The following is a 16,820-nucleotide window of genomic DNA, read 5'->3' as shown; positions in this document are numbered from 1 at the left end:
ACTTCGTCAAGAGGGGAGGGCCTGGCGTGCGCGACCCGCATCCGGCGCTGCTCATGTTCATCGGCGCGCGGTACGTCGAGCAGCGGGTCGCCGACGCCGTCGTCGCCGCCGGGTACACCGACCTCACGCCCGCGATGGCGCGTGTCGCCGCCCGGCTGAGCGAGGACGGGATCCGGGTCACCGAGCTCGCCGAGCAGGCGCGGGTCACCAAGCAGAGCGCCAGCGTCCTCGTCGACCAACTGGAGCGGGCGGCGTACGTCGAGCGGGTGCCCGACCCCACCGACGCCCGAGCCCGGCTGGTCGTCCTCGCGCCGCGTGGGCGCGAGGTGCAGCAGGTCGCGCGGCGGGTGGAGCGGGCGATCGAGCGGGAGTGGAGCAGGCACCTGGGAGCCGAGCGCCTGGCGGCGCTGAAGGAGGCCCTGCGGGACCTGAGGGAGATCACCGACCCCTACCAGTGACGATTTCGCCGACCCGCGCCGCCGCGGGTAGTCTTCTGCGGTTGCCTCGGCGAGGGAGCACCTGCTTCTGTGACTCCGTGATCGACTGGGCCGGCTCGTCTTCGACGCCGCCGCGCGCCCTGCCGGTCACCGGGTGAGGGAAGCGCGGCGTTCCTTCTCTCCGGGTGCGGCACACCACCACCACGTGACGAGCAGGAGATCCCCCATGAGCACCGAGAAGATCAAGGCCGAGGTCCGCACCGAGTTCGGCAAGGGCGCCGCCCGCCGGATCCGTCGCGACGACAACGTCCCCGCCGTCGTCTACGGCCACGGCAACGAGACGATCCACCTGACCCTCCCGGGCCACGCCACGATGATGGCGCTCAAGCACGGCGGCGCCAACGCGCTCCTCGAGCTCGACATCGACGGCACCGTGCAGCTCGCCCTGACCAAGCAGGTCCAGGTCGACCCGGTCCGCCGTGTCCTCGAGCACGTCGACTTCGTCGCGGTCAAGCGCGGCGAGAAGGTCACCGTCGACGTCCCGGTCCACATCGTCGGCGACGCGGTCAACGGCACCCTGGTCGTCACCGAGAACACCACGGTCCAGGTCGAGGCCGAGGCCACCCACATCCCCGAGCAGTTCGAGGTCAACATCGAGGGTGCCGAGGCCGGCACCCAGTTCCTCGCCGGCCAGCTGGAGCTGCCGTCGGGCACCACCCTGCTCACCGACCCCGACACGCTCGTCGTCAACGTCACCGAGCAGGTCGCGGCCGAGCCTGCCGCCGAGGACGCAGCGGCCGAGGCGCCGGCCGAGCCCGCCGCGGGTGGCGACAGCGAGTGACCCTGAGCCGGCTCAGGTGGTTCCTGGGCCGACTCATCTCCCCGGCGCGGACGCCCGCGCCGGGGAGCACCGACGCACCCGACGCCGAGGAGACCAACGTGGCTGACGCGAACAGCGCCGACGTCTGGCTCGTGGTCGGCCTCGGCAACCCCGGGCCGTCGTACGCCGGGCACCGCCACAACATCGGCTACCTGGTGGTCGACGAGCTGGCGCGCCGGATGGGCAGCGGCTTCCGTGCCCACAAGTCGGGCCGGGCCGACGTCGTCGAGGGCAGGCTGGGCGCCCCCGGCACCGGCGCCCCCCGCGTGGTGCTGGCCAAGCCCCGTTCGTACATGAACGAGTCGGGCGGACCCGTCAAGGCACTCGCCACCTTCTACAAGGTCCCCGCCGTGCGCGTCATCGCGATCCACGACGAGCTCGACATCGACTTCGGCACGCTGCGCATCAAGCAGGGCGGCGGCGACAACGGCCACAACGGCCTCAAGTCGATGCGCTCCTCGCTGGGCACCGGCGACTTCTTCCGGGTCCGGGCCGGCATCGGCCGCCCGCCGGGTCGTCAGGAGGTCGCCGACTTCGTGCTCTCCGACTATGCGACCAAGGAGCGCAAGGAGCTGCCGTTCCAGGTCGACTCCGCCGCCGATGCCGTCGAGAGTCTGATCTCCGACGGCCTCGAGAAGACCCAGTCCCGCTTCAACAGTTGAGTTGCCGGTTCCCAGCCGTTGAGTTGCCGACTCCTCGCCGTTGAGTTCCGAGTCGTGGCAACTCGACGGTGAGGAAGGGGCAACTCAACGGGAGGGCTACTACGCTGGCCAGGTGACTTTCGAGCCCGGTACCCCCGCTCCCGACGTCGTCGCCGACGACCACCGCCTCGCGGCCTGGCTGGCCGAGGAGGCCGGGCGCCGACTGCTGGAGGTGCGCGCCGAGGGCCTGGCGGGCAAGGAGCTCAAGGACGCCGGCGATCGCGCCGCCCACGAGCTGCTCATGGACCTGCTGGCGACGTACCGGCCCGACGACGCCGTCCTCTCGGAGGAGGCCCTCGAGAACGCCGCAGACAAGGACGCCCGCCTGCGCGCGACCCGTGCCTGGATCGTCGACCCGCTCGACGGGACCCGGGAGTTCTCGGAGCCGCCCCGCGACGACTGGGCGGTGCACGTGGCCCTGTGGCAGGAGGGCGAGCTGGTCGCCGGTGCGGTCGCGCAGCCCGCGCTGGGGGAGACCTTCCACACCGGTACGCCGCCGGCGGTGCCCGCGCGCACCTCGCAGCGCCCGCGGATCGCGGTCTCCCGCAGCCGTCCGCCGGCCTTCGTCGCGGCCCTCGCGCAGGAGCTCGACGCGGAGCTGGTGCCGATGGGCTCGGCCGGAGTGAAGATGATGTCGGTCGTCCGCGACGTCGCGGACGCCTACGTGCACGCGGGCGGCCAGTACGAGTGGGACTCCGCCGCACCGGTCGCGGTGGCCCGCGCCGCCGGTCTGTTCACCTCGCGGGTCGACGGCAGCGAGCTGGTCTACAACCAGGCCGACGTCTACCTGCCCGACGTTATCGTGTGCCGACCCGAGCTGTCCGCGAAGATCCTCGCCTTCATCGCCGCGAACGGCACCGACTGAGTCGGGCGGCGACGCGATGGCGGAGACCGACACCGCGGAGCGGAGGTCGCGGATCGACTGGCCCGCGACCTTCGCGGGCGCCGCCGCGGCCGTCACCGTCGCGGTGCTGCTCTCCACGCTCGGTGCCGCCGGCACCCTGATCGGTGCCGCGCTCGGCAGCGTCATCGCGACCGTCAGCTCCGCTCTCTACAAGCAGGGCATCGAGTCCAGTCGCCGCCGGATGGCCGACGTCCAGGCCGCCGCGCTGCAGCGGGTCAACCTCGCCGACCAGAACGTGCGCCGCGCCGCCCGGCGCTCGGACCCGGAGGCCGCCGAGCGCGAGCTGGACCGTGCCCACCGCCACCTCGACGCCGCCGGCGAGGAGCTCGCCGACGAGCTCGACGAGCCCGGCGCCGAGACGACGTCGTCCGGACGGAGCCGCTGGGCCGACCTGCAGTGGAAGCGGATCGCCCTGCTCGCCGCAGCGGTCTTCGTGCTCTCCCTGCTCGTGATCAGCGCCGTCGAGCTGGTCGCGGGCAAGAGCGTCTCGACCATCACCGGCGGCACCGACGGCGACGACCGGACCTCGCTGACCGGCGTCTTCGGCACCGGTGGCAAGGGCAAGGACGGCGGACGGCAGGAGCCGCCCGCCGAGGAGACGCCGACCCCCACACCCACGCCGGCTCCCACCGAGACCCCGACCGAGACCCCGACGGCTCCCGAGCCGACCGAGCCGACCGGCCCGGCCACACCGAGCGACACGTCCTCGCCCACGCCGAGCGGGACGCCGTCGCCGACTCCCACGCCCACGCCGACCCCCACCCCGAGTCCGTCGCAAGGAGCGAGCCCATGACGTCGTACGTCTCCCACACCGCCGTCGACTGCACCGACGCCTTCGGGCTCTCGGAGTGGTGGAAGCCGGTCCTCGGCTACACCGACCTCCCCGACGACCCCAACGAGCCGGGCCACACGGAGTGCATGATCGTCGACCCGGACTCGGGCCACCGGCTGCTGTTCATCGAGGTGCCCGAGCGCAAGGCCGGCAAGAACCGCCTGCACCTCGACCTGCGGCCACGCACCGGCGACCGGGACGCGGAGGTCGAGCGCCTGCTGGGGTACGGCGCCACCCAGGTCGCCGACCACCGCGGCATCCACGGCCCGGGCAGTGGCTGGGTCGTGCTCGCCGACCCCGAGGGCAACGAGTTCTGCATCCTGCGCTCGGACGCGGAGCTCGCCGGGTCGTAGCTGCTTCAGAAGACGTTCAAGGGCCGGAACTGGATGGAGACCCGAGGCCCGGCGGAGGAGACCTTGGGCACGGCGTGCTCCCAGGTGCGCTGGCACGAGCCGCCCATGACGACCAGATCGCCGTGGCCCATCTCGACGGCGAACGCCTCGTCGCGGCGGTCGGGGTCGCGCGGGCGCAGGTGCAGGCGGCGCGGGTCGCCGACGGAGACGATCGCGACCATGGTGTCGTCAGTCGAGCCGCGACCGATGGTGTCGCCGTGCCAGGCGACGCTGTCGCGCCCGTCGCGGTAGTAGCAGCAGCCGGCGGTGCGGAACGGCTCGCCGAGCTCGTCGGCGTACCGCGCCGTCAGCCGCTCGCGTGCCGCGGTCAGCGCGGGGTGGGGCAGGTCGTCGCCGATCATGTAGGTGAAGACGAGACGAGGCACGTCGACGACCCGGTCGTACATCGCTCGGCGCTCCGCGCGCCACGGCACGTCGCGGACCAGGGTCGCGAACACCTCGTCGGCGTCCGGCAGCCAGTCGCGCGCGACGTCGACCCAGGCGCCGGCGCTGAGCCGCCGGCGATCGACGGCCGGCTCGGCCGCCGGGACGCTGGTCTCGAACAGGCTGGTCTGGAAGTCGACCGTCATGGACCGAGGATACCTCGACTTCGAACAGATGTTCGCATGACTCGGGCGATCAGCCTGCTGCCCCGCTGCCGAGCCCGCCGAGCGGCGCGATGGCGACGCCCGACTCCTCGCAGACCCAGGTCGGGTCGGGGCCGCCGAGGTCGGGCTCGATGTGCAGGGCGTGCACGGCACCGCCCTCGCACCGGGTGCACACCGGCCACAGCCCCTCCTGGGCCTGGCGGCCGAACCGGTCGGCGAGGCCGTCCTGCACGTCCTGGGCCACGAGGCCGGCGATGAACGGCGCGCCCTCGGGCCACTGGCCCAGCCACCAGCGGCGCTCGGAGCACGCGTCCTCGAGCACGGTCACGGAGTCCGGCGTACTGAGGGCCCGGGCCTGCAGGTCGGCCAGCACCTGCGCGCGGGCCCGGAAGATCACGCTGTCGTCCACGCCTCCATTGTGCGTGGCGGCGGGTGACGCCGCCTAGGAGACCGCTGCCGGCAGGCCGGCCAGCTCGCGGGCGACGTTGTCGCGCGCGGGCTGCTCCCAGTGGCTGCGGCCATGGGCCGTCCGGAACAGGGTGGGGGTGTCGGTGAGGGCTCGCAGCACCTCGGCGCGCCCCGCGGCGAACACGTCGTCGGTGAGGTGGGCGTACTCCGAGCGCACGGCCGCGACGTACGCGTCGTAGCGCTCCCGCGGGGCCGCCAGGATCGACAGGTCCGCGTCGGACAGCGCGCAGCCGTTGGCGTCGGTGGCGTCCGGACGGTGGTGCTCGGTCAGCCGCACCAGCCGGGCCACCTCGGCGACCGTCGCCGCGTCGGCGTGCGCGGGCAGCGCGTCCTCCGCCCAGGTCGCCGAGCGCTCCTCGGCGTCCCGCTCGCCGTCGTACACGGCGTCGTGGAACCACGCCGCGAGCAGCACCGGCACCCGGTCGTACGCCGCCCCGGCGGTCGTGAGCTCCTCGAGCCGCTGCAGGACCTCGGCGAGATGGCGGGTGCCGTGGTGCCCGCGACTCGGATCGGCGTAGGCCGCCAGCAGCTCGTCGCGCAGGGCGTCGGCTCCGGTCAACGGCCAGGGCAGGGCGGTCAGGTCGGGATGGTCGTCCTCCATCCCGGTATTCAAACCGACCGCCCCGGCCGCTGTCACCGGTACCCCCACCATCGAGCCCTCAGCCGCCGGTCAACGTCGACGTGGGAGGTCGTGCGCGAACGCGGGTCCGCCGGTCCTCAGCCGACCACCGGCACGTTGGCCAGCGCCTCGCTGAGCGCCTCGTCGGACAGCGGGTCGTCCTCGAGCCCACCGCTGAGGAAGCTCTCGTAGGCGCCGAGCTCCAGCAGGCCGTGCCCGGAGAGCCCGATCACGATGACGGGCTCGGTGCCCGTCTCCGCGGCGGCCAGCGCCTCGCGCCGGGCCTGGGCGAGCGCGTGCGACGACTCGGGTGCCGGGACGATGCCCTGGGTGCGGGCGAACTCGACGGCAGCCTCGAAGCACTCGTTCTGGTGGAGCGCGACGGCGTCGATGTAGCCCTCGTTGACGGCGTGCGAGACCAGCGGCGCCATACCGTGATAGCGCAGGCCGCCCGCGTGGATGGGCGAGGGCACGAAGTCGTGGCCGAGGGTGTGCATCTTCATCAACGGCGTGAGGCCGGCGGTGTCGCCGAAGTCGTAGCGGTACTCGCCGCGGGTGAGCGTCGGGCACGAGCTGGGCTCGACGGCGAGGATCCGCGGGGCCTGGTTGCCGGCGAGCTTCTCGCGGAGGAAGGGGAATGCCAGGCCCGCGAAGTTCGAGCCGCCGCCCGCGCAGCCGACGACGAGATCGGCGCCGGTCTCGCCCGCCTTGGCCAGCTGGAGCAGGGCCTCCTCGCCGATCACGCTCTGGTGGAGCAGGACGTGGTTGAGCACGGAGCCGAGGGCGTACTTCGCCTCGGGATCCTGGGCGGCGACCTCGACGGCCTCGGAGATCGCGATGCCGAGCGAGCCCGGGTGGTCCTCGGCGAAGGCCTTGCCCGACTCGGTGAGCCGGCTGGGCGAGCGGTGCACGGTGCCGCCGAAGACCTCGATCAGGGTACGGCGCTGCGGCTTGGTGTCGAAGGACGCACCGACCTGCCACACCTCGCAGGTCACGCCGAAGAGTGAGGCGGCGTACGACAGCGCGGTGCCCCACTGGCCGGCGCCGGTCTCGGTGGTGAGTCGGGTGATGCCGTTGATCTTGTTGTAGTAGACCTGCGGCACCGCGGTGTTGACCTTGTGCGAGCCGGCCGGCGAGACGCCCTCGTACTTGTAGTAGATCCGCGCGCTGGTGCCGAGCTTCTCCTCCCAGCGGCGGGCGCGGTAGAGCGGGCTCGGGCGGTACTGACGGTAGACGTCGAGCACCGGCTCGGGGATCTCGACATAGCGCTCGGCGGTGACCTCCTGCGCGATCAGCTCCGGCGGGAACAGCGGTGCGAGGTCGTCGGGCCCGACCGGCTGGTGGGTGCCCGGATGCAGCGGGGGCGGCGGAGGCACCGGGAGGTCGGCGACGATGTTGTACCAGCGGGTGGGCTGCTCGTGCGGCTCGAGGGTGTACATCACCTGGTCGCTCATGGGGGTCCTCTCGGAAGAATTCTCGGGTGCTCGGATCCTAGGGTGTCTCGCCGCGACGGGGTGGGCTGGACGCCGCCCGGCCGACGTAGGGCAGGATTCGGGGTGTGAGTGCAGACGACGCCCGGGCCGAGCTCCACCGACTCCGGTCGAGCATCGACAACCTCGACGCCGCCCTCGTGCACCTGCTGGCGGAACGCTTCAAGTGCACCGAGACGGTGGGTCGCCTGAAGGCGAGCGCCGGTATGCCGCCGGCCGATCCCGCCCGCGAGGCGGTCCAGATCGAGCGGTTGCGGTCGATGGCGGAGAGCTCGGGCCTCGACCCGCACTTCGCCGAGAAGATCCTCAACGTGATCATCGCGGAGGTCATCCGCAACCACGAGCAGTTCGCCGAGGAGAACGACGACTGACTGAGCGCGCTCGGCGCATGTAACTAAGGGTTACAGCGCGAATTCGCGTGCCACAACGCCCGGGTAGTAGTCACAGCACCCGGGTAGTAGGCCCAGTGACCGGGCAGTCGCCCGGTGGGTCACCGCGGTCACGGGGTCGACACCCCGAGTGATCTACCCGGGTGCTATGGCTACTACCTCGGTGCTGTTGCGCCCCTTTTCGTGGGGTAACCCTTAGTTACAAGCATCCGCCCGCCCATATGCTTAACTTCGGTTAACGAAATGGGCGGAGGAGGGGCGGATGGTGGTCGCCGCGTCCGACCTGGACACGCTCCGGCTCTCGCTCGGAGAAGGCGCGCAGACCGGGATCAAGGTCCTGATCGCGGTCTTCCTGCTGGGGATCGCCCTGGACACGCGCGTCGCCGACCTACGAGCCGTCCTGCGCCGGCCCACGGTCCTGGCGACCGGTCTGGTGGCGCAGTTCGCGGTGCTGCCCGCGCTGACCCTGCTGCTGTGCCGCGCCCTCGATGTGGGCGGCTCGGTCGCCCTGGGCATGCTGCTCGTCGCCTGCTGCCCGGCCGGCAACCTCTCCAACCTCCTCACCCACCGCGCGCACGGCGACGTCGCGCTGTCGATCGCGTTGACGACCTGCGCCAACCTGGTCGCGGTGCTCGCGACACCGTTCGCGTTCGGGTTCTGGGCGGCGCGGTATCCCGCCGCCGACGCGCTGCTGCGGGACATCAGCCTCGACCCGGTCACGATGGGGGGCGAGGTCGCGCTCCTCATCGGCCTGCCGTTCGCGGTCGGGGTCGCGGTGGCCACGCGCCGGCCACACCTCGCGGCCCGGCTGCGCCGTCCGGTGGAGCTCGCCGTCCTCGTGGTGCTGCTGCTCGTGATCGTCGCCGGGCTGGCGGCACGCGGGGATGTCATCGTGGAGCATCTCGGGGAGGTGGCGCTGCCCGCGATCGTCCAGAACGCCGCCGTCCTGCTCGTCGGGTACGCCGTCGGCCGGGCCCTGACGCTGCCGCCGGCCGGCGTGCGGGCGATGACCTTCGAGATGGGCGTGCGCAACACCGCGCTGGGCCTGGTGCTGGCGCTGGCCTACTTCGACCGGCTCGGCGGCGTCGCCCTCGTGGTGGCCTTCTGGGCGCTGTGGGACGTGTGCACCGGCCTCGCGCTCTCCTCCTGGTGGCGGCGTCGCCCGCCCACCGCGGAGCCGGTCGGATGACCGACTCAGGGCAGCAACGTGCGCGGCAGGTGCGCCGAGCCCCGCTCCACGAGGGCCTCGAGCGCCCGTCGGGTCGCGGCCGCGTCGTCAGCGCCGACGTCGGCGGCCAGACCCTCCTCGAACTCGGCGTGGAAGGCGGTGGCGCAGGCGAGGGCCGCCCGGCCCCGGTCGGTGACCCGGACCGCGCGCACCCGCCGGTCGCTGGTCTGGGCGCGCTCCAGGTAGCCGGCCCGGAGCATCGGGTCGATCGCCTTGAGGGTGCCGGGGCTGCTCAGCCCCATCCGGTCGGCCAGGTCGCGCAGGCTGAGCTCCTCGTCGCCGAGCGTGCGCAGCACCCAGCCGCTGCGGACGGTGAAGTCCTCGAACCCCGCCCCGGCCAGCCGCTCGTGCAGGGCGTCGACGAAGACCACGCCCGCGAGGCTGAGCAGTACGCCGAAGTCCGTCACCCGAGCATCGTAGGAGGCCGTCCGTGAGCGAGATCCCCGCCGCCGGACCCGTCATCGCCCGTACCGCGGCCGACTCGACGCCCCACCACCCACCGCGGCCGCGCCCGGCCGGCCGCCCGAACGTGCTGGTCGTCCTGCTCGACGACATCGGCTTCGGCCAGCTCGGCACCTTCGGCGGGGAGATCGACACCCCGAGCGTCGACCGGATCGCCGCGCGGGGACTGCGCTACAACCGCTTCCATGTGACGGCGATGTGCTCGCCGAGCCGCGCGTCCCTGCTCACCGGGCGCAACTCCCACGCGGTCGGCATCGGCTTCCTGGCCGACATGCCCGGCGGCTACCCCGGCTACCTCGGCCGGATCCCCGCCTCCGCGGCCACGTTGCCCCGCATCCTGCGCGACGCCGGCTGGAACACCCTGGCCGTCGGCAAGTGGCACCTGACCCCGCGCAACGACCGCACGGCGGCGGGCCCGTTCGACACCTGGCCGCTGGGGCAGGGCTTCGAGCGGTTCTACGGGTTCCTCCACGGCGACGCCAACCAGTGGACGCCGACGCTCTACCGCGACAACTCGCCCGTCGATCCGCCCGCCACCCCGGAGCAGGGCTACCACCTGAGCGAGGACCTGGTCGACGAGGCGATCCGGATGGTGCGCGACCAGCAGCACGCCGCCCCCGAGAAGCCGTTCTTCCTCTACTTCGCGCCCGGCGCGGGCCACGCGCCGCACCAGGTCCCCGCCCAGTGGATCGAGCGGTACGCCGGCCGCTTCGACGACGGCTGGGAGCGGCTGCGCGAGCGGGTCTTCGCCCGGCAGCAGGCGGCCGGGCTGGTGCCCGCCGGCACCACGCTGCCGCCGCGGCCGCCGTGGGTGCAGGACTGGGCGGCGCTCGGTGACGCCGAGCGCCGCCTCTTCGCGAGGTACGCCGAGGCGCACGCCGGCTTCGTCGCGCACTTCGACCACCACCTCGGCCGGCTGCTCGACGCCCTGGAGGAGCAGGGCGTCCTCGACGACACGATCGTGCTGCTCACCTCGGACAACGGCGCCAGCGCCGAGGGCGGACAGATCGGCTCGCTCAACGAGCACCGCTTCGGCTTCGGCGTCGGCGACGACCTCGACGACAACCTGGCCGCGATCGACGACATCGGCGGCTGGCGCGGCTACAACCACTACCCCTGGGGCTGGGCGTGGGCGGGGAACACTCCGTTCCACCTGTGGAAGCGCTACTCCTGGCTCGGCGGCGTCCGGGTGCCGATGGTCCTCAAGCCGCCTCGGAGCACGGCCGGAGCGGGCGGCGTCCGCGAGCAGTGGTGCCATGTCGTCGACATCGCGCCGACCGTGTTGGACCTGTGCGGCGTCACCGCTCCCGAGCAGGTGGACGGTGTCGCGCAGCAGCCGATGGCAGGAGCCTCGCTGCGAGCCACGCTCGCCGACCCTGCGGCGCCGTCCCCCCGCACCACGCAGTACTTCGAGATGCTCGGCTCCCGCTCGATCATCCACGACGGCTGGAAGGCCACCACCGACCACGTCTCGACCGGCGTCGACGACGAGCGGATGCTGCCCGGCAGCCGCGACTTCGCGACCGATCGCTGGTGCCTGTTCCGGATGGACGACGACTTCTCCGAGGCGCACGACGTCGCCGACGAGCACCCCGAGGTCGTCGCCGAGCTGGCGGCCCGGTGGGAGGCAGAGGCCGAGGCCAACCAGGTGTTCCCCCTGACCGACGGGCTCTACGGGCACCTGCCCGGCATCGAGCCGCCGCTGTGGCCGGTGCCCGAGCGCCTCGTCGTCCGGCCCGGCGGCAACCCGGTGGCCGACGAGGCGGTGCCGTCGCTGGCGCTGGGGGCGCTGGTCGAGGCGGACGTCGTCGTACCGGACGGGGGAGGCGAGGGCGTGCTCGCCGCGATCGGCGACTGGTCCAACGGCTGGGCGCTCGTCGTGGTCGACGGCTGCCCGCGCTTCCTGCTCAACGCCACCAGCACGCCGTACGACGTCACGTCGGCCGTGCCGCTGACCCCCGGCCCGCACACCGTGGGGTTCCGCCTGGTCGGGGCCGACGGCGTGCTGCTGGTCGACGGGGTCGAGGCCGCCCGCGCGCCGTTCGCTCAGGGCATGGGCGCGAGCGGCATCCAGATCGGCGGGGGCGGGCTCCGGCTCGGCCACGACGCGGGCTTCCCGGTGAGCGACGACTACGCGCCGCCGTTCCGGTGGACCGGCGAGCTGCGGTCGGTGACCTTCACCGGCGGTCAGGCGCTGGCCGACCTCGACGCCGACCGGGCCCGGCTGTCGGCACTGCTGCGCTCGGAGTGAGCGGCGAGGTGGTCGCGCAGCAGCGCCGCCACCCGCTCCGGCGCCTCGTACGGCGCCAGGTGGCCGACGCCGTCGAGCACCTCGAGCCGCCCGTCGGGCACACCGCTCGCGATCGCGCCCAGCACGTCGGGCGGGGTGGCGACGTCGTCGGCGCCGGCCACCGCGAGCAGGGGCACCCCGACCTCGGCCAGCCGATCGCGCACGTCGAAGCCGCCGAGCGCCTCGCACACCCGCGCGTAGCCCTCGGGATCGACGGTCGCGAGGTCGCCGAGCGCGGCGGCCCGCCGCTCCTCGGAGATCGACGACCCGAACCAGCGCGCCGGTGACGCAGCGACCATCGGTGCCATTCCCTCGGCCCGCACGGGTGCCGCCCGATCGCGCCAGGCGTCCGGACCGCCGAACGTCGCGGCGCTGCACAGGACGGCCAGCGAGGTGACCCGGCCGGGGCGGTCCAGCGCGAGCTGGAGCCCGACCGCGCCGCCGACCGAGTCGCCGGCGTACGCGAACGGGACCGCGTCGCCGACGGCCTCGTCGACCGCTCCGAGAACGGCCGCGGCGAGGCCCGCCATCGAGAAGCCGGGCGTCAGGCGGTCGGCGGCCGGGCTGGCGCCGTGGCCGGGGAGGTCCCAGCCGAGGACGTTCCAGCCCGGCAGCGCCGCGGCGACCGTCCCCCAGAGGCGGTCGGCCGTCGTGCCGAGGGAGGGACCGACGACCAGCAGCGGCCGGCCGGGGGTGCCGGCCAGGTGCCGTACGGCGACCGAGGGCAGCACGGCGGCCTCAGTCCTCGGTCCGGATCGCCGACGGGTGCGTGGTCAGCGGCGTGACCTCGATCCGCATGTAGGGGAACAGCGGCAGGCTCGACAGGATCTCGTGCAGGCGGGCGTTCGACTCGACGTCGAAGACGCTGATGTTGGCGTAGTGCCCGACGATGCGCCACAGGTGCGCCCACTCGCCGCTGCGCTGGAGCTCCTGGGAGTACGCCTTCTCCCGCGCGAGCACGTCGTCCCGCTGGGCGGGGTCGAGGTCGCGCGGGAGGTCGACGTCCATCCGGACCTGGAAGAGCATCAGGCGGGGTCCAGCACGAAGCCGTAGCCGACGGTGACCGAGCCGTCGGGCTGGGCCTGCGGCGCCAGCATCAGCTCGGGCTTGACGGCCGAGGCGATGTCGTCGTCGTTGTGCTCGTCGCCGGGAAAGTAGAGCTGGGCGGTGAGCAGCTCGTGGCCGGGCGCGGACACCTTGACGTGCAGGTGGGCCGGACGCCAGGCGTGCCAGCCGGCGGCGGCGATCAGCTTGCCGCAGGAGCCGTCGGTCGGGATCTGGTACGGCGCGGGCTGGATCGTGTGGATCTCGAAGGCACCGTCGGCACCGACCCGGAAGTTGCCGCGCAGGTTCCAGGTGGGGATGCCGGGCGCGAACTGCGAGTAGAAGCCGTCGCTGTCGGCATGCCAGACCTCGACGAGTGCGCCGTCGAGCGGCGTGCCGTCGGTCGAGGTGACCGTGCCGGTCCACACCAGCGGCGTGCCGGCCTCGCCCTCGCGCATCTCGATGGTGCCCTTCGCGCCCTGCTCGGGGGCGCCGGGGACGTAGTACGGACCCTCGATGGAACCCTTGTTGCCCTCGCGGTGGGCGGTGTTGACGTCCTCGACGACGTGCTCGAGCCACACGTCGAGGAAGAGCGGCCACTCGCCGTCCTCGCCGACGCCGATCATCCATGCCTTGAGCGCGTTGAACTCGTCGTAGGTGACCTTCTCGTCGCGGACCGTCTGGTAGACGGCCTCGAGCACACGCCGGGCCAGGCGGTCGACCCGCTCGGGAGGGGTGTCCTTGACCGCGGCGTACGGCGACTTGTCGGAGTGGAAGCGCTCGGTGGCGCTGGCGCCGGAAGCGGCGGCGGTGGCGACCTCGGTGGTCATGGCGGGTGTCCTCTCGGGTTGGGTTGGTGCGGTGCTGCTGGGTCAGCGATCGGTGCGGTAGTGGCGGAGCTTGTCGTCGTCGATCTCGACGCCGAGCCCGGCGCCGGGGCGGAGCGCGAGCTCGCCGTTCTCGATGCGGAGCGGCTCGGTGAGCAGGTCGTCGCTCATGTCGAGGAAGTTGGACAGCTCGCCGGCGTGCAGACTGCTGCGCTGGTGGGCCGCCCCGAACGCGACGGTGCAGATCGAGCCGAGCTGGCCGTCGATCTGGTTGCCCATGACCACCTCGAGGCCGAGTCCCTCGGCGAGGTGGAGCACCCGCTGCGAGCCGGTGAAGCCGGTCCGCGCGGTCTTGATCGAGATCGCCGTGGCCGAGCCGCCGAGCACCTCGCGGGTGACCTCGGCCGGCGTCGTGGCCGACTCGTCGGCGATGAAAGGGACGTCGAGCTGCTGGACCAGCCAGCGCCGGCCCAGGACGTCGTCCGCCGGGCTGAGCTCCTCGGCGAAGGCCAGGTCGAGGTCGGCCATCTGGCGCATCGCCCGGGCCGACTCCGACGCGGTCCAGCCGCGGTTGCCGTCGACGTACAGGACGACGTCGGGGCCGAGCCCCTCGCGCAGGGCACGGACCACGGCGACGTCGAGCGACGCCGGGTGCCGGCCCACCTTGACCTTGAACGTGGTGATGCCGTGGACGTCGCGCATCCGCTCGGCCTCGTCGACCATGGCGGCCGGCTGGTCGAAGCCGAGCATGTGGGAGACGCGCATCCGGTCGGTGTAGCCGCCCAGCAGCTCGGAGACGGTGAGGCCCAGGGTGCGGCCGAGCGCGTCGCCGACGGCCATGTCGATGGCGGCCTTGGCCGTCGGGTTGCCGACCGTGCGGCCCAGCAGCGCCGCCATCCGCTCGCGGTCGGTCAGCGCGAGGCCGACCACCTGGGGCGCGAAGATCGTCTCGATCACCGCGATGATCCCGCGCTGCGTCTCGCCGTAGGTGAACGGCCGCGGTGGCGCCTCGGCGACCCCGACCAGCCCGTCGTCGGTGTGCACGCGGACCAGTACGTGGTCGGCGACGTGCACCTCGCCGCTGGCGAACTTCAGCGGCTTGACGTAGGGGATCCGGAACGGGATCGCCTCGATCGCGGTGATCTTCACGGGGTCCTCAGCTCGTGGGGGAGGGGTGCGGGGAGAAGAAGCCGTGGCGGTCGAGGACGTCGAGCGCGCCGGCGACCAGCGCCGACGGCTCGTCGGCCCGCCAGGCCAGGGACAGGTCGATGGTCGTGGCGTCGGCGACGTCGCGGAAGACGACGCCGTTGAGCTGCATGCTGCGCACCGACTCGGGCACGAGCGCGACGCCGAGATGGGCGGCGACGAGCGCGAGCAGCGCGGCGGTGCCCGGCGCTCGGTGGGTGATGTTGGGGGAGAAGCCGGCGCGCAGGCAGCTGGACACCATCGCCTCGTTGACCGCGGAACGGGCGTCGGCGTAGGCGACGAACTCGTCGGCGGAGACGTCGACCACCTCGAGGGCGGGCTCGGGGACCAGCCGATGGTCGGCGGGCAGCGCGAGGACGAGCGGCTCCTGGAGCAGGCTGCGGGTCTCGATGCCGGGCTCGGCGACCGGGCCGCGGAGTACGCCGAGGTCGAGGCGGCCGTCGAGCAGTCGCTCCACCTGCCCCGGGGTGAGCAGATCGGCCCGGACCTCCAGCGCCACGGCGGGCAGCGCCGAGCGGATCATCCGGGAGAGCCGGGCCAGCTGGGTGAACGCGCTGGTGCCGGTGAAACCCACCCGGAGCAGGCCGCGGCTGCCGTCGGCGATGCTGCGGGTGCCGACCACGCAGGCGTCCAGGTCGCCCAGGATCCGGCGCACCTCGCGGTGGAAGAACTCGCCGGCCGGGGTCAGCCTGACCTGGCGGGTGGTCCGGGCGAGAAGCAGGACGCCGAGCTCGGCCTCGAGCCGGCGGACCGCCTGGGAGAGGGCGGGCTGGGCGAGGTGGAGGCGCTCGGCGGCCTGGCCGAAGTGGCAGGTCTCGGCGACCGCGTCGAAGTAGCGCAGCTGCTTGAGGTCCATCGGGTCACCTCCGTCCGGCGTGATCGGGGGGCGTGGCCGGCGTGTGGCCGGCGTCACGGTGCACCATCACGCTAGATCGAAGAGATTGAGTTGCACAAAGACGAATAATGTCCTGATTCATAACTCTCAATTATGAATCAGGCCGGTGTGGAACGCACCTCGGCCAGGGTCGGCCAGAGCGGACGACCGTCGGCAGCGTCCCGCCGGCTCACCGCGGCTACCCGCTGACCAGCTCGCGCAGCACGGCGAGCGTGCGCAGCAGGTGCGCCTCGGTCCGGTCGCTGCGGTGGGCGACGGCCAGCTCGACGGTCGGGGCCGGCCGGGCGAGCGGCACATAGACGACCCCGCTGAGGGCGAGTGCCCGCACCGGCTCGGGGACGACCGCCACGCCCAGGCCGCCGGCCACCAGGGTGATCAGGGTGGAGGTCTCGCCGACCTCGTGCCGGATGTGTGGCGCCAGGCCGGCCTCCGCGAACAGCGCCCGCACGACGTCGTACATCGCGGAGCGCCGGCCGGCCGAGTGCACGATCAGGTCGGCTCCCGCGAGGTCGGTGACGCGCAGCCGGCGGCGGGTGGCCAGTCGGTGCGTGATCGGTACGGCGACCACGAGCCGCTCCTCGCGCAGCGGAGTCACGGTCAGGGAGCCGTCGCCGATCGGCGGTCGCAGCAGGGCGATGTCGATCCGGCCCTCGCGCAGTGCCTCGACCTGCTCGGCCACGAGCATCTCGCCGTGGAACGCGAAGTCGACGCCGGGCAGGTCCTCGGCCAGGCGCCGGGAGAGCTCCGGGAGCAGGCTGTAGGTGGCCGAGCCGACGCACCCGATCGCGATCCGGCCCACGACGCCGGCAGCGATCCTCCGCGCCTCGTCGGCGGCGTTGTCGACCTCGGCGAGGATCGTCCGGGCGCGGGCCAGGTACGCGGTGCCGGCGGCGGTGAGGTCGACGCGCCGGGTGGTCCGCTCGAAGAGCGTCACGCCGAGCTCGGCCTCGAGCCGGCGGATCTGCTGGGACAACGGGGGCTGGGCCATGTGCAGCCGCTCGGCGGCGCGGCCGAAGTGCCGTTCCTCGGCGACCGTCACGAAGTAGTGGAGATGGCGCAGCAGATCCACGTCGCCCTCTGTTTCATATACGTCGACGTCTCAATCGAGTCGGATATTGATCCTTCACAATATCAAGTTCCACCTCTAC

The 16,820-nt window shown here is 72.9% G+C and carries 20 protein-coding genes; 9 read left to right on the top strand and 11 right to left on the bottom strand.

Annotation, left to right across the window (positions count from 1 at the left end; genetic code table 11):
• Positions 1–26 precede the first annotated feature (26 nt).
• From RB608_RS04145 to RB608_RS04120, 6 genes are all read left to right on the top strand, one after another.
• Positions 27–458: a MarR family transcriptional regulator gene (locus RB608_RS04145; RefSeq protein WP_308086540.1), complete on the top strand. Its 432-nt coding sequence runs from the start codon at positions 27–29 to the stop codon at positions 456–458.
• A gap of 205 nt (positions 459–663) precedes the next feature.
• Positions 664–1,278 (top strand): 50S ribosomal protein L25/general stress protein Ctc, encoded by a 615-nt coding sequence (locus tag RB608_RS04140; protein ID WP_308086539.1) that lies wholly within the window; start codon positions 664–666, stop codon positions 1,276–1,278.
• A gap of 98 nt (positions 1,279–1,376) precedes the next feature.
• The gene (gene pth, locus RB608_RS04135; RefSeq protein WP_308086538.1) at positions 1,377–1,979 is read left to right on the top strand and encodes an aminoacyl-tRNA hydrolase; all 603 of its coding nucleotides are present in this window, start codon (positions 1,377–1,379) and stop codon (positions 1,977–1,979) included.
• Between the two features lie 112 nt (positions 1,980–2,091).
• Positions 2,092–2,883, top strand: a complete 792-nt coding sequence (locus RB608_RS04130; protein ID WP_308086537.1) for a 3'(2'),5'-bisphosphate nucleotidase CysQ — start codon at positions 2,092–2,094, stop codon at positions 2,881–2,883.
• A gap of 16 nt (positions 2,884–2,899) precedes the next feature.
• Entirely contained in the window at positions 2,900–3,715 is an 816-nt protein-coding gene (locus tag RB608_RS04125) for a hypothetical protein (RefSeq protein ID WP_308086536.1), read from the top strand.
• Positions 3,712–4,107, top strand: a complete 396-nt coding sequence (locus tag RB608_RS04120) for a VOC family protein (RefSeq protein WP_308086535.1) — start codon at positions 3,712–3,714, stop codon at positions 4,105–4,107. The genes RB608_RS04125 and RB608_RS04120 overlap by 4 nt, the downstream gene beginning before the upstream one ends.
• Before the next feature lie 5 nt (positions 4,108–4,112).
• Here RB608_RS04120 and RB608_RS04115 read toward each other — a convergent pair whose 3' ends face one another.
• From RB608_RS04115 to RB608_RS04100, 4 genes are all read right to left on the bottom strand, one after another.
• On the bottom strand, positions 4,113–4,736 hold the full coding sequence (locus tag RB608_RS04115; RefSeq protein ID WP_308086534.1) for an alpha-ketoglutarate-dependent dioxygenase AlkB: 624 nt from the start codon (positions 4,734–4,736) through the stop codon (positions 4,113–4,115).
• A 49-nt stretch (positions 4,737–4,785) separates the two neighbouring features.
• Positions 4,786–5,163, bottom strand: coding sequence for a hypothetical protein (locus RB608_RS04110; RefSeq protein ID WP_308086533.1), 378 nt, complete (start codon positions 5,161–5,163; stop codon positions 4,786–4,788).
• A 33-nt stretch (positions 5,164–5,196) separates the two neighbouring features.
• Positions 5,197–5,823 carry a hypothetical protein gene (locus tag RB608_RS04105; protein ID WP_308086532.1) on the bottom strand — a complete coding sequence of 209 codons (627 nt, stop codon included), beginning with the start codon at positions 5,821–5,823 and terminating at the stop codon, positions 5,197–5,199.
• Positions 5,824–5,939: 116 nt separating this feature from the next.
• Positions 5,940–7,295, bottom strand: a complete 1,356-nt coding sequence (locus RB608_RS04100; protein WP_308086531.1) for a TrpB-like pyridoxal phosphate-dependent enzyme — start codon at positions 7,293–7,295, stop codon at positions 5,940–5,942.
• Between the two features lie 104 nt (positions 7,296–7,399).
• Between RB608_RS04100 and RB608_RS04095 the strand changes: the two genes are divergently transcribed.
• Positions 7,400–7,702, top strand: coding sequence for a chorismate mutase (locus RB608_RS04095; RefSeq protein WP_308086530.1), 303 nt, complete (start codon positions 7,400–7,402; stop codon positions 7,700–7,702).
• A gap of 280 nt (positions 7,703–7,982) precedes the next feature.
• The gene (locus RB608_RS04090; protein ID WP_308086529.1) at positions 7,983–8,909 is read left to right on the top strand and encodes a bile acid:sodium symporter; all 927 of its coding nucleotides are present in this window, start codon (positions 7,983–7,985) and stop codon (positions 8,907–8,909) included.
• A gap of 5 nt (positions 8,910–8,914) precedes the next feature.
• Here the strand turns inward: RB608_RS04090 and RB608_RS04085 are convergent, their stop codons facing one another.
• Positions 8,915–9,355, bottom strand: coding sequence for a MarR family transcriptional regulator (locus RB608_RS04085; protein ID WP_308086528.1), 441 nt, complete (start codon positions 9,353–9,355; stop codon positions 8,915–8,917).
• 23 nt (positions 9,356–9,378) lie between these two features.
• Between RB608_RS04085 and RB608_RS04080 the strand changes: the two genes are divergently transcribed.
• Complete coding sequence (locus tag RB608_RS04080; RefSeq protein WP_308086527.1) at positions 9,379–11,661, top strand: arylsulfatase; 2,283 nt, start codon at positions 9,379–9,381, stop codon at positions 11,659–11,661.
• Here RB608_RS04080 and RB608_RS04075 read toward each other — a convergent pair.
• The 6 genes from RB608_RS04075 to RB608_RS04050 form a co-directional block, all read right to left on the bottom strand.
• Positions 11,598–12,431, bottom strand: a complete 834-nt coding sequence (locus RB608_RS04075) for an alpha/beta fold hydrolase (protein ID WP_308086526.1) — start codon at positions 12,429–12,431, stop codon at positions 11,598–11,600. The two genes, RB608_RS04080 and RB608_RS04075, sit on opposite strands and share 64 nt — an antisense overlap.
• Before the next feature lie 7 nt (positions 12,432–12,438).
• Entirely contained in the window at positions 12,439–12,726 is a 288-nt protein-coding gene (gene catC / locus RB608_RS04070) for a muconolactone Delta-isomerase (RefSeq protein ID WP_308086525.1), read from the bottom strand.
• The gene (catA, locus tag RB608_RS04065) at positions 12,726–13,574 is read right to left on the bottom strand and encodes a catechol 1,2-dioxygenase (protein WP_308086524.1); all 849 of its coding nucleotides are present in this window, start codon (positions 13,572–13,574) and stop codon (positions 12,726–12,728) included. The genes catC and catA overlap by 1 nt, the downstream gene beginning before the upstream one ends.
• Positions 13,575–13,616: 42 nt before the next feature.
• The gene (locus RB608_RS04060; protein WP_308086523.1) at positions 13,617–14,720 is read right to left on the bottom strand and encodes an enolase C-terminal domain-like protein; all 1,104 of its coding nucleotides are present in this window, start codon (positions 14,718–14,720) and stop codon (positions 13,617–13,619) included.
• Positions 14,721–14,727: 7 nt separating this feature from the next.
• Positions 14,728–15,633, bottom strand: a complete 906-nt coding sequence (locus RB608_RS04055; RefSeq protein WP_308086522.1) for a LysR substrate-binding domain-containing protein — start codon at positions 15,631–15,633, stop codon at positions 14,728–14,730.
• Between the two features lie 217 nt (positions 15,634–15,850).
• On the bottom strand, positions 15,851–16,741 hold the full coding sequence (locus RB608_RS04050) for a LysR substrate-binding domain-containing protein (protein ID WP_308086521.1): 891 nt from the start codon (positions 16,739–16,741) through the stop codon (positions 15,851–15,853).
• Positions 16,742–16,820: the final 79 nt, after the last annotated feature.

This window comes from Nocardioides sp. LHD-245, from assembly GCF_030929495.1.
Classification (GTDB): domain Bacteria; phylum Actinomycetota; class Actinomycetes; order Propionibacteriales; family Nocardioidaceae; genus Nocardioides.
The sequence above is the reverse complement of the archived record's forward strand: the minus strand, read 5'-3'. Positions and strand labels throughout refer to the sequence as shown.